This window comes from Saccharopolyspora sp. NPDC002578, assembly GCF_053592695.1.
In genome coordinates this window covers 57,876-69,527 of sequence record NZ_JBSFWJ010000032.1, presented here as the reverse complement: position 1 = coordinate 69,527, position 11,652 = coordinate 57,876, and the positions used below count along the sequence as shown (strand labels likewise).

At 71.1% G+C, this 11,652-nt stretch carries 11 protein-coding genes; 5 read left to right on the top strand and 6 right to left on the bottom strand.

What is annotated here, in order from left to right; genetic code table 11:
- Window positions 1–129: 129 nt before the first annotated feature.
- On the bottom strand, window positions 130–1,782 hold the full coding sequence (locus ACWD38_RS17055) for a FumA C-terminus/TtdB family hydratase beta subunit (RefSeq protein WP_184477953.1): 1,653 nt from the start codon (window positions 1,780–1,782) through the stop codon (window positions 130–132).
- A 131-nt stretch (window positions 1,783–1,913) separates the two neighbouring features.
- On the opposite strand from ACWD38_RS17055, the gene ACWD38_RS17050 reads away from it, so the two are divergent.
- A complete protein-coding gene (locus ACWD38_RS17050) occupies window positions 1,914–2,630 on the top strand; it encodes a tyrosine-protein phosphatase (RefSeq protein WP_184477954.1) in 717 nt (238 codons plus the stop codon).
- 118 nt (window positions 2,631–2,748) lie between these two features.
- Here the strand turns inward: ACWD38_RS17050 and ACWD38_RS17045 are convergent, their stop codons facing one another.
- From ACWD38_RS17045 to ACWD38_RS17035, 3 genes are all read right to left on the bottom strand, one after another.
- Window positions 2,749–3,720 carry a sigma-70 family RNA polymerase sigma factor gene (locus ACWD38_RS17045; protein ID WP_184477955.1) on the bottom strand — a complete coding sequence of 324 codons (972 nt, stop codon included), beginning with the start codon at window positions 3,718–3,720 and terminating at the stop codon, window positions 2,749–2,751.
- Between the two features lie 401 nt (window positions 3,721–4,121).
- Complete coding sequence (gene dtd / locus ACWD38_RS17040) at window positions 4,122–4,547, bottom strand: D-aminoacyl-tRNA deacylase (protein WP_450124403.1); 426 nt, start codon at window positions 4,545–4,547, stop codon at window positions 4,122–4,124.
- Window positions 4,547–6,061, bottom strand: coding sequence for a DUF7782 domain-containing protein (locus tag ACWD38_RS17035; RefSeq protein ID WP_450124402.1), 1,515 nt, complete (start codon window positions 6,059–6,061; stop codon window positions 4,547–4,549). Before ACWD38_RS17035 ends, dtd begins: the two co-directional genes overlap by 1 nt.
- A gap of 98 nt (window positions 6,062–6,159) precedes the next feature.
- Here ACWD38_RS17035 and ACWD38_RS17030 point away from each other — a divergent pair, with 98 nt between their 5' ends.
- Window positions 6,160–6,735 (top strand): HhH-GPD-type base excision DNA repair protein, encoded by a 576-nt coding sequence (locus ACWD38_RS17030; protein ID WP_184477958.1) that lies wholly within the window; start codon window positions 6,160–6,162, stop codon window positions 6,733–6,735.
- A 25-nt stretch (window positions 6,736–6,760) separates the two neighbouring features.
- Here ACWD38_RS17030 and ACWD38_RS17025 read toward each other — a convergent pair whose 3' ends face one another.
- Window positions 6,761–7,432 (bottom strand): lysophospholipid acyltransferase family protein, encoded by a 672-nt coding sequence (locus tag ACWD38_RS17025; RefSeq protein WP_184477959.1) that lies wholly within the window; start codon window positions 7,430–7,432, stop codon window positions 6,761–6,763.
- A 186-nt stretch (window positions 7,433–7,618) separates the two neighbouring features.
- Here ACWD38_RS17025 and ACWD38_RS17020 point away from each other — a divergent pair, with 186 nt between their 5' ends.
- Together ACWD38_RS17020 and ACWD38_RS17015 are read left to right on the top strand one after the other, a co-directional pair.
- Window positions 7,619–7,939, top strand: coding sequence for a DUF3099 domain-containing protein (locus tag ACWD38_RS17020; RefSeq protein WP_184477960.1), 321 nt, complete (start codon window positions 7,619–7,621; stop codon window positions 7,937–7,939).
- Window positions 7,940–8,024: 85 nt separating this feature from the next.
- Window positions 8,025–8,279 (top strand): DUF3039 domain-containing protein, encoded by a 255-nt coding sequence (locus ACWD38_RS17015; protein WP_224955395.1) that lies wholly within the window; start codon window positions 8,025–8,027, stop codon window positions 8,277–8,279.
- A gap of 58 nt (window positions 8,280–8,337) precedes the next feature.
- On the opposite strand, the gene ACWD38_RS17010 is transcribed toward ACWD38_RS17015, so the two are convergent.
- A complete protein-coding gene (locus tag ACWD38_RS17010) occupies window positions 8,338–9,576 on the bottom strand; it encodes a YihY/virulence factor BrkB family protein (RefSeq protein ID WP_246456698.1) in 1,239 nt (412 codons plus the stop codon).
- A gap of 290 nt (window positions 9,577–9,866) precedes the next feature.
- Between ACWD38_RS17010 and ACWD38_RS17005 the strand changes: the two genes are divergently transcribed.
- Window positions 9,867–11,645, top strand: a complete 1,779-nt coding sequence (locus ACWD38_RS17005; protein WP_184477962.1) for a DEAD/DEAH box helicase — start codon at window positions 9,867–9,869, stop codon at window positions 11,643–11,645.
- Window positions 11,646–11,652: the final 7 nt, after the last annotated feature.

Sequence of the window (11,652 nt, the reverse complement as noted above, 5' to 3'; positions counted from 1 at the left end):
GCTGGCACGGCTGGAATCCGCGAACACCGGCAAGCCGCTGGCGGTGGCCCGCGACGACATCGCGGGCACCGTCGACACCTACCGGCCGTCGTGCGTGCGGGGCCGGAATGCGCTGCACGCGGGATTCGCTCAGCGGGCGAAGGAGATCTGCAACGTGGGCTTCGTCGAGTCGGCGAAGAAGTCGTTGCCCTTGTCGTCGACGACGACGAACGCCGGGAAGTCCTCGACCTCGATGCGCCACACCGCTTCCATGCCCAGCTCCGGGTATTCCAGGACCTCGACCTTGCGGATGCAGTCCTGCGCGAGCCGGGCCGCGGGACCGCCGATGGAACCGAGGTAGAACCCGCCGTTGTCCTTGCAGGACTCGGCGACCTTGGTCGACCGGTTGCCCTTCGCCAGCATCACCAACGAGCCGCCCGCCGCCTGGAACTGCTCCACGTAGGAGTCCATCCGCCCGGCCGTGGTCGGGCCGAACGAACCGGACGCGTATCCCTCGGGCGTCTTGGCCGGGCCCGCGTAGTACACCGGGTGGTCCCGCAGGTACTGCGGCATCGGCTCGCCCGCGTCGAGCCGTTCCGCGATCTTGGCGTGCGCGATGTCCCGGGCCACCACCAGCGGACCGGTCAGCGACACCCGCGTCTTGACCGGCAGCTTCGTGAGCTCCTCGCGGATCTCCGCCATCGGCCGGTTCAGGTCGATGCGCACCACGTCTTCGGAGAGCTGGTCGTCGCCGACCTCCGGCAGGTACTTCGCGGGGTCCCGTTCGAGCTGTTCCAGGAACACACCCTCCGGGGTGATCTTCGCTTTGGCCTGGCGGTCGGCGGAGCAGGACACCGCGACGCCCACCGGAAGCGACGCCCCGTGCCGGGGCAGCCGGATCACCCGCACGTCGTGGCAGAAGTACTTGCCGCCGAACTGCGCGCCGATGCCGAACTGCCGGGTCATCTCCAGGACCTGCGCCTCCAGCTCCACGTCCCGCAGCGCGTGCCCGGACGCCGAGCCCTCCCGCGGGAGTTCGTCGAGGTAGCGGGCGGAGGCGAGCTTGGCGACCTTGAGGTTGTGCTCGGCCGAGGTGCCGCCGACGACGATCGCCAGGTGGTACGGCGGGCAGGCCGCCGTGCCCAGCGACCGCAGCTTCTCCTCCAGGAACTTGGCCAGCCGGGTCGGGTTCAGCAGCGCCTTCGTCTCCTGGTACAGGAACGTCTTGTTCGCACTGCCGCCGCCCTTGGCCATGAACAGGAACTCGTAGAACGGGTCGGTGCCCGCCTTCGAGAACAGCTCGATCTGCGCGGGCAGGTTGCTGCCGGTGTTGCGCTCCTCCCAGAAGTTGAGCGGAGCCATCTGCGAGTAACGCAGGTTGAGGTCCTGGTAGGCGTCGAACACGCCCCTGGCCAGCCGCTGCTCGTCCTCACCGCCGGTGAGCACCGTCTCGGTCCGCTTCCCGATGACGATGGCCGTGCCGGTGTCCTGGCACATCGGCAGCACCCCGCCGGCCGACACGCACGCGTTGCGCAGCAGGTCGGTGGCCACGAACCGGTCGTTGGAACTGGCCTCGGGGTCGTCGATGATGGCGCGCAACTGCGCCAGGTGCGAGGACCGCAGCAAGTGCTGGATGTCCTTGATGGCCGCACTGGCCAGCGCGGTCAGGGCACTCGGCTCCACTTCGAGGAAACGCCGCCCGGCCGCCTCCACGGTGCGGATGCCCTCGGTGGTGAGCAACCGGTAGTCGGTGTCGTCCGGACCGAGCGGAAGCACCTCGGTGTAGTCGAACGTGGTGGTCACGACGCCGCTCCTTTGCGCGTTCGGGGAATGCCGTGACGTTAACGCACCGGACGGCGCCGGGGATCAGGTCTGTTGGTGACCGTGCGCACCTGCGACGCTGTCGGTCGAAGCCGACCCGATGGGAGACGCCCTTGTCCACGACGGATCCGACGTCCGAGGCCCTGGCCGGGCTGGTCAACCTGCGCGATCTCGGTGGCATGCCCGCCGGGGAGGGGACGACCCGTGCGGGGATCGTGCTGCGCAGCGACGCCCCGCAGCCCGGAGACCGGGAGCCGGAGGGCATCACCTGGCCGCCGCGGCTGGTGCTGGACCTGCGCGACGCGTCGGAGCTCAACGGCACGCCGCACCCGCTGGCGGATGTGGCGGAGGTGCACCAGATCGAACTGCTCGCGGGCATCCACTCGACGGAGGTGACCCACCCGCTGCCGGTGCTGTACCAGCTCGCGCTGCGGGACGCGGCGGCGAAGCTGGTGCGGGTGTTCCGGCTCGCGCTGGAGGCGGACGGGCCGGTGCTGGTGCACTGCGCGGCGGGCAAGGACCGCACCGGAGTGGTCTCGGCGATGCTGCTCAGCGTGGCGGGCGTGCGCTCCGACGCGATCATCGCGGACTACGTGCGGACGGACCGCAACATGTTCCGGGTGCTGCAGCGGTTGGAAATGGCACCGGCGTTGCCGCCGGGCGTCAGCGAGGAGGACGTGCGCGAGCTGATCTCCACGCCGGTGGAGGCCATCGAGGGCGTGCTGGAGAGCTTCGCCGAGCACGACGAGCACGCCGCGGGCTGGTTGCGGGCCCACGGGGTGACGGACGAGGAGATCGACCGCTGGCGGGAGAAGTTCCGCGCCGGTTGAGCAACCGACCCCGAACGGGCGAGAGGCCGGACCTGCCTCATCGGGCGAGTCCGACCTCCCCTGGGGAGCGTCCGGCCGAGTCACCGGCCGGACGCGAACGTTCCTGTCGCGAGGGGCGTCAGCTGGCGTAGGCGCGCAGCCGGTCGGCCCGGTCGCCCTGGCGCAGCTTCGACATGACCTCCCGCTCGATCTGGCGGACCCGCTCCCGGGACAGCCCGAAGGCCTTGCCGATCTGGTCGAGCGTGCGCGGCTGGCCGTCGTCGAGCCCGTAGCGCATCCGGATCACCGACTGCTCCCGCTCCTCCAAGGTGCCCAGCACCCGGCGCAGGTCGTCCTGCAGGAAGCCGGAGATCACGGCGTTCTCCGCGTCGGCCGACTCGGCGTCCTCGATGAAGTCGCCCAGCGGGGCGTCCTCCTCGGCACCCACCGGCATGTCCAGGCTCACCGGGTCGCGGGAGTGGTCGAGCAGGTCGGAGACCTTCGTCGCGGTGAGCCCGCTCTCCTCGGCCAGTTCCTCGTCGGTCGCCTCGCGGCCCAGCTTCTGGTGCAGGTCGCGCTTGATCCGGGCCAGCTTGTTCACCTGCTCGACCAGGTGGACGGGCAGCCGGATGGTGCGGGACTGGTCGGCCATGCCGCGGGTGATGGCCTGGCGGATCCACCAGGTCGCGTACGTGGAGAACTTGAAGCCCTTGGTGTAGTCGAACTTCTCCACCGCGCGGATCAGACCGAGGTTGCCCTCCTGGATCAAGTCCAGCAGCGGCATGCCGCGCCCCGTGTAGCGCTTGGCGAGGCTCACCACCAGCCGCAGGTTGGCCTCCATCAGGTGGTTCTTGGCCACCCGGCCGTCGCGCACCACCGACCGCAGGTCACTGCGCCGCTCGGGCGAGATCTTGCCGTCCGTCTCCAGCATGTGCTTCGCGAAGACACCGGCCTCGATGCGCTTGGCGAGGTCGACCTCTTCCTGCGCGGTCAGCAGCGCGGTGCGCCCGATGCCGTTGAGGTAGACCCGGACGAGGTCGGCCGAGGGGCCCTGGTTGTCGAGGTCGGCGTCGGTGGCGGCGGTCATGGTGTTGGTCTGCGGGACGGTCATTGAGCTCCCTCCCTGACGGGCTGGCTTGCGGGGCGTTCTCACGGCGCGGCCTGGCGCTGTGGAGGACGCGTACGCTCGGTGTTGCGGGCCGAATGCCACGCCGTCCGGATGTGACGGTTGTGCTGTCTGGTGTCGTGCGCTGTCGGGTTCGGAGTCGTGTTCCCGGCGGGCGAGCGGTGCCGAAGCAGAACGACGTTCTGTTCGGACTCCGCTCGACTCACCGCTGAGCCGGGTCACATCGGATGTGGCGGCGGCTCGTAGACCTGGCTGTCGAAGCTTTGATACCTGGAAAACGAACACGACCTCGAATTCGTTCCCGAACTGCTCGACCAAGAGACGTCGCGGCGGTCACATCCGTTGCTCCGCGAAGTCTGAGGATCAGCTGAGAACAGGCGTTACATTCACACGTCGATCAACAACGTGAATGGGCCGTCGTTGACGCTCGCCACTTCCATCATCGCCCCGAAGCTCCCCGTGGCCACCTGAGCGCCCCGCTCCCGCAGCAGCCGCGCGACCTCCGCCACCAGAGGTTCGGCCTGCTCAGGCCGGGCCGCCTCGGTCCAGGACGGGCGCCGCCCCTTGCGGGTGGCGCCGTAGAGCGTGAACTGGCTCACCACAAGCAGCGGGGCTCCGGTGGTGGCGCAGGACTCCTCGTCGCGCAGCGCCCGTATCTCGTGCAGTTTGCGCGCCATTCTCCCGGCCTGTTCGGAGCCGTCGGAATGGGTCACGCCCAATAGCACCAGCAGGCCGGGTTCTTCGATCTTGCCGACCGTCTCACCGCCCACCCGCACCGAGGCCTCGGTGACCCGGCTGACCACCGCGCGCATTACTCCTCATCCGCCCATTCCGCCGGGATCACCATTCCGTGCCGCACGAGTTCCCGAAGCATCGGCACCGCCGCGCGGGAAAGCTCCTCGGCGTCCTCCCCGGAACCGAGCGCGAGCAGTTCCACCAGATCTCGGACCGGCATCGCTCCCTGGCACCCCGCGAGCAGCCGCGTCCCGAGCTCGTCGATCTCGTGCTGCCACCCGGGGCCGTCGGTCCGGTGCAGCCGGTGCACGAACCGCTCCCAGCCCTCCTCGCCGTGCGTCGCGACCTCTTCCAGCACCGTCGAGGGCGCCGTCACGAGCCGCGCGCCCAGCAGGCCGTCGGCGGAGCCGTGCTCGCGCAACCAGTCCACGCGGCCCAGCCAGGCGTCGCTCTCCGGGCCCAGCGGGTCGTCGAACGCCTGCCGCAGGTCCTCGCACACGACCTCGCCGCGCTCGGCGTCGGTGCGGCGCAACGTGACGAATCCGAACCCGACGCCGTCGACGTCGTTGGCGGCGAACCAGTCCAGCCACTCCGCCGCCTTGCGGCGCCCGGCGGGGGAGCGCGGGTCGAAACCGGCGTCGCGCAGCCAGGTCCCCACGTACAGCGCCGGATCGGCCACGTCGCGCTGCACGAACCACGCGTCGACCCCGCCCGGCGGCAGCCACCGCGACACCCGGTCCTCCCAGTCCTCGCCCTTGCGGTGCAGCCAGGACGCCAGCAGCTGCCCGGTGCCGCCCTCATTGAGGAACGACGGCAGCTGCCGCACCACCAGCGCGCTCGCGTCGTCCCCGGCCAGGCCGGAGTCGCGGTACACGTAGTCGGTCCGCGGTGGGCCGACGACGAACGGCGGGTTGCACACCACCTGGTCGAACCGGCGGCCACGCACCGGTTCGAACCACTCGCCTTCGGCGAGTTCGACGTCGATGCGGTTGAGCCGGAACGTCGCGGCGGCCAGCGCCAGCGCCCGCGTGGACACGTCGGTCGCGGTGATGCGCTGGGCGTGCGTGCTCGCGTGCAGCGCCTGCACCCCGCAGCCGGTGCCCACGTCGAGCACCGAGCCGACCTGCCTGCGGGAGGTCGCCCGCACCAGGCTCATCGAGGCGTGCCCGACGCCGAGCACGTGGTCGACGCCGGTGGCCCAGCCGTCCGGGCGCAGGTCGGCGTCGAGGTCGGAGACGACCCACCACGAGTCCGGCCCGGCGCTGTGCGGGCGGATGTCCACGGCAGCGCGCAGCGAGTCGCCGTCGGCGGCCAGCACCCCGCCCGCCACGGCCTCGTCGATCGGCAGCGGGCGCAGCGCCGCCGCCACGTCCGCGGCGGGTTCGGCTTCGCCGAGCAGGAACAGCCGCACGAGCGTGCCCAGCGGGCCGCCGTCCGCGGTCGCCCGCAGCGCCGGTTCGGGCTCGCCGCGCCCCAGCGCTGCGTGGGCCAGCGGCCCGAGCAGCTCCACCACGCCGTCGGCGTCGTAGCCGACCTCCTGGAACGCGGCGCGAAGACGGTCAAGACGATCAGCTGAAAGATCCGGAATCACGAGGTCGATCCTCACACGCGCCCCTGACGGCCGCTGCGGCCGAGGGCCCGAACGGCCTGCGCAGGGACGTGCGCCGCGCCGCGTGAGATCCTGCGGGCATGAGCCGGACGCTGCACCTGACCCAGAACGCCGAAGCCGACGCGCTGCTCTCGGAGGATCCGCTGGCGCTGCTGCTGGGGATGCTCCTGGACCAGCAGATCCCGATGGAGAAGGCGTTCTCCGGGCCGAAGGTCCTGGTCGAGCGGATCGGCGCGCTCGACGCGCACCGGATCGCGGCGATGGACCCCGAGGAGTTCGCCGCGGTGTGCGCCACCCCGCCGGCGATCCACCGGTTCCCCGGTTCGATGGCCAAGCGGGTCCAGGCGCTGTGCGCCTACCTGGTGGAGACCTACGAGGGCGATCCGGAACGGATCTGGACCGAGGGCGAGCCCGACGGCGCCCGCGTGCTCGCCCGGCTCAAGGCGCTGCCCGGGTACGGCGATCAGAAGGCGCGGATCTTCCTGGCGCTGCTGGGCAAGCAGTGGCAGGTGACGCCGGAGGGCTGGCGGGAGGCCGCGGGCGCCTACGGCGATCCGGACGCCCGCCGCTCCATCGCCGACGTGCTCGACCAGGACACCCTGGAAGAGGTCCGCGCGTGGAAGAAGCAGCAGAAGGCCGCCGCGAAGCAGAAGTGATGCGGCCCGGCGCGGGTGGGGCCGGTCAGGCCGCCGCGGACGACGGCGACTGGTAGCGGTCCACGTACTCCTGCTCGGACAGCTCCGAGATGGCGTACATGATCTCGTCGGTGATCGAGCGCAGCACCGGCAGCGAGCCCTCCATGCCGTGGTAGCGCTCGAAGTCCAGCGCCGCACCGAACCGGACGGTGACCCGGGCGAGCCGCGGGACCTTCGCCCCGATGGGCAGCAGCCGGTCCGTGCCGCTGAGCGCGACCGGCACCACCTTCGCCTTCCCGCTGAGCGCCAGCCGGGCCACGCCGGTGCGACCGCGGTAGAGCCGTCCGTCGGGCGAGCGGGTGCCTTCGGGGTGGATGCCGAACGCGCCGCCGTCGGCGAGGACTTGCTCGGCGGCGCCGAGCGCCTCCTTGGCCGCTCGGCCCCGGCCGCGCTGCACCGGGATCGCGCCGAGGGAGGTGAACACGGTCCGGGTGAGCCCGCCCTTGAACCCGCGGCCCTGGAAGTACTCGGCCTTGGCGAGGAACGCGACCGGCCGCGGGACCACGAGGGGCACGATGAAGCTGTCGGCCACCGACAGGTGGTTCACGGCGAAGATGACGGGCCCGTCGGTGGGCACCTGCTCCGCGCCGACGACCTTCGGCCGGTAGACGGCTCGCGCCGCCGAACCGACGATCCGCTTGGTCAGCATGTAGAACATGTCGTGCCTCCCCGCCTAGCCGATGGCTTCACCCGCTCCGCGAACCTACCGGTGGCGGGGGACGGCCCCGTCGCCGCCGTGTGAAGTCCGCGTTGAATCCCGCCCCGAATGCGGTGACGGTCACCGGGCTCCCAGGGTGTCCAGGGAAATGCCGGAGTGGGACGATGGAGACGTGGAGGTGGTGTCGTGAGCAGTACACAGCACGGCGACGACACCCCGGTGCTGATCACCGAGGCGCAGCCGTCCTACGACGATCAGCAGGCGGAGCGGCGCCGCAAGTACGCGATCATGATGTCGCTGCGCATCCCGTGCTTGATCGCCGGTGCGGCCTGCTACCAGATCTGGTGGCTCGCGTTGATCATCGTGGCGATCTCGATCCCGCTGCCGTGGATGGCGGTGCTCATCGCCAACGACCGCCCGCCGCGCAAGACCGAACAGGTCAACCGCTACCAGCACTCCGACCGCGCGCTGGAATCGGGCGCCCACCGGGTGATCGAGGACTCCTGACCGGGTCCTCCGCTGCGCGTGGGCCGATCCGGCCGGTGGTCGAGGTGAGCGGCGTGCACGGCGCGCAGTGCGGCATCATGGAGCGATGAGCACGATGACGCTTCCGGAAACCGATGTCCGGCCGGAGACCACGGATCAGACCCAGGACGACCGCCCCGAGGTCTTCCACTATGTGCAGAAGGACAAGATCGCCGAGAGCGCGGTCATGGGCACGTACGTGGTGGCGCTGTGCGGCGAGGTGTTCCCGGTGACGAAATCGGCGAAGCCCGGTTCGCCGGTGTGCCCGGACTGCAAGAAGGTCTTCGAGGGCCTGCCGCCCGGTGGTGGCGACGACGACTGACCCGGTACGGCTGCTTCGCGACGGCGCCACCGCGCCCGCGCGGTGCGCGCCGGCGTGATCACCCCTCGACGCCTTCAGCGCGCCTGGGGGCCGGTTCTTCCTGCGCCGGCGCGCTCGGCACCGCGGGCCGCGGCAGCTTGACGCCGATGCTCGGGCGCTCGTCCTCGCCGCGCCACGCGCGGTAGCCCTCCTCGGTGCGCAGCCGCTGCTCGGCCCGCCGCATCTCGAGCCTGCGCCACTTCCGGCGTTCCTTGCGGGTCATCTTCGCCGGCCACAGCTCCTGCAGAGCGTTGTTGAACTGGGCTCCGATGATGATCGCCAGCCCGATGAAGAACGCGAACAGCAGGAACGCGATCGGCGTGGCGAGCGCGCCGTAGGTGTAGCCGGTACCGGTCACCCAGGTGATGTACAGGCGCAGGCCCACGCTGGAGCACAGGAACACGACCATCGCCAGCAGCGCGCCGGGGACGCCGCGGTGCCACGGCAGCTTCCGCGGCAGCGCCACCTTGTAGAGCGTCGCCAGCGCGAGCACCAGCAGCAGTCCCGTGGCGGGGAAGTAGAACACCTGGATCAGCCACGCCACGTCGTCCTGCATCGGTGGCGGGAACACCGTCGGCAACCACTCCGGGCCGAGCGCGATCACGGGGAGTCCGACCACCGCCAGCAGCAGTCCGACCAAGTACAGCAGCAGCGCGAAGATCCGCTGCCAGACGCTGTGCCGGACCGTGTACTGGTCGTAGGCCATCGTGATCGAGTCCACCAGCGAGGCCAGTGCCGAGGAGCCCGCCCACAGCGACAGCAGGAAGCCCACCGAGACGATCTCGGTGCGCCCGCGGGTGAGGATGTCCTGCACCGTCGGCTCGATGATCTGGTCCACGACGTTGGCGCTGAACACGGTTCGAGCCCCGGACAGGATCTTGCCGTGCACGGCCTCGACGATCACCGGGCCGAACCAGTCGCCGAGGAACCCCAGGCTGCCCAGCAGGCCCAGCAGCAGCGGCGGCATCGACAGCGTCTGCCAGAAGGCGGCCGCCGCCGACTCCGAGAAGATGTTGTCCCACCAAGCCTTGTAGATCGTCCGCCACACCAGCCGCAGCGGCCCGCGCTTCGCGGGAGCCGCGCGTTCGATCACCGTGGTGTCCGGCTCGTCGCGCCGAGGGGGCTGCTCGAGTCGATCGTTCGTGGCGACGTCCTCGGACGAGGTGATCTCCTCCGGTTCCCGGGCATCGGAGGGTGCCGACCGTCGGCCGTGCCGGCCGGGCCGCTGGCTGTCATCGGTCGGACCTGAGGAACCCATCGCGCTACAAGGATGCTTCATGCCGACCACGAATGGGCGTGGACCCGGCGAACCGGGAGTGTCAGTGCGATCTCAATCCGGCTGGCGGGTCGGTGCGCCCGGTCACGGAGGGCGGGACGGTAGGCTGCGGGTCGCCCTCGGCGGATCTCCCGCTCGGCGCGATGTCGCGTGGTGGGAGGGGTGGACCGGTTCCACCCGGGCCGCGGGGCCGCTCGCGCCAGGCCGTGATCCGTTGGTCCGTGCCGCGCGAATCGCGAGGGGGAAGGCTTAGGAAGGAGCGGCGAGCAAGCGTGTCCGAGACACAACTCGACCATCCCGTCCGATCTGTGCTCAGCGACCCGGCGCAGGCCGCTCAGCGACCGCTGCGCGCGTGGCAGCGCAGAGCGCTGGCCAAGTACCTCTCCAGCAGCCCGCAGGACTTCACCGCGGTCGCGACGCCCGGCGCGGGCAAGACGACGTTCGGCCTGCGGATCGCGGCCGAACTGCTCGCCGATCGGACGGTCGAGCAGGTGACGGTCGTGGCGCCCACCGAACACCTCAAGTACCAGTGGGCCGCGGCGGCCAACGGCGCCGGGATCCCGCTGGACCCCGAGTTCCGCAACGCCGACGGGATGACCTCCAGCGACTACCGCGGCGTGGTCGTCACCTACGCGCAGATCGCGGCGCACCCGACGTTGCACCGGGTCCGCACCGAGCGGCGCAAAACGCTGGTGATCATGGACGAGGTGCACCACGCCGGTGACGCGAAGTCCTGGGGCGACGCGGTGCGGGAGGCGTTCACCCCCGCGATCCGGCGCCTGGCGCTGACCGGTACCCCGTTCCGCAGCGACGACACGCCCATCCCGTTCGTGAACTACGAGCCGGACGGCGACGGCTCGATGCGCAGCAAGGCCGACAGCTCCTACGGCTACTCCGACGCGCTGCGCGACGGCGTGGTGCGCCCGGTGATCTTCCTGGCGTACTCGGGGGAGACGCGGTGGCGCACCAACGCGGGCGACGAGTTCTCCGCGCGCCTCGGCGAGCCGCTGACCGCGGAGCAGACCGCGCGCGCCTGGCGCACCGCGCTCGACCCTGCGGGCGAGTGGATCCCGTCGGTCCTGCAAGCCGCGCACACCCGGCTCCAGCAGTTGCGCAACGGCGGAGTCCCGGACGCGGGCGGGCTGGTGATCGCCTCCGACCACGTCACCGCGAAGGCGTACGCGAAGACGCTGGAGCGGATGACCGGCACGGCGCCGGTGGTGGTCCTCTCCGACGACCCGAAGGCGTCCGGGCGGATCGCCGAGTTCGCCGACTCCGACGACCAGTGGATGATCGCGGTCCGGATGGTCAGCGAGGGCGTCGACGTGCCGCGGCTGGCCGTCGGCGTCTACGCCACCAGCGCGTCCACCCCGTTGTTCTTCGCCCAGGCCGTCGGCCGCTTCGTGCGGGCCCGGCGCCCGGGGGAGACGGCGAGCATCTTCCTGCCCAGCGTTCCGGTGCTGCTGGAGCTGGCCAGCCAGCTCGAGGCCGAGCGCGACCACGTGCTCGGCAAGCCGCACCGGGAGAAGGACGGCTGGGACGACGAGCTGCTCGCCGACGCCAACCGCACGAAGGACGAGCCGGGCGAGGAGGAGAAGGCGTTCACCTCCCTCGGCGCCGACGCCGAACTCGACCAGGTGATCTACGACGGCTCGTCGTTCGGCACGGCGGCCTTCGGCACCAGCGAGGACGAGCAGGACTACCTCGGCCTGCCCGGTCTGCTCGAACCCGACCAGGTGCGCGCGCTGCTGCGGCAGCGCCAGGAGCAGCAGCTGGAGGGCGTCGGGAAGCGGGAGGCCGCGGACAAGGCGCAGAAGGCCGCCGAACGCGCTGAGCAGGCCGAGCAGGCCCGCCGCCCGCAGAGCGTGCAGGAGCGGCTGAAGGGGCTGCGCAAGGAGCTCAACACGCTCGTCTCGCTGCAGCACCACCGCACCCGCAAGCCCCACGGCGCGATCCACAACGAGCTGCGGCGGATCTGCGGCGGCCCGCCCACCGCGATGGCCACGGCCGAGCAGCTCGAGGAGCGCATCGCCACGCTGCGCTCCTGGTGATCACCCG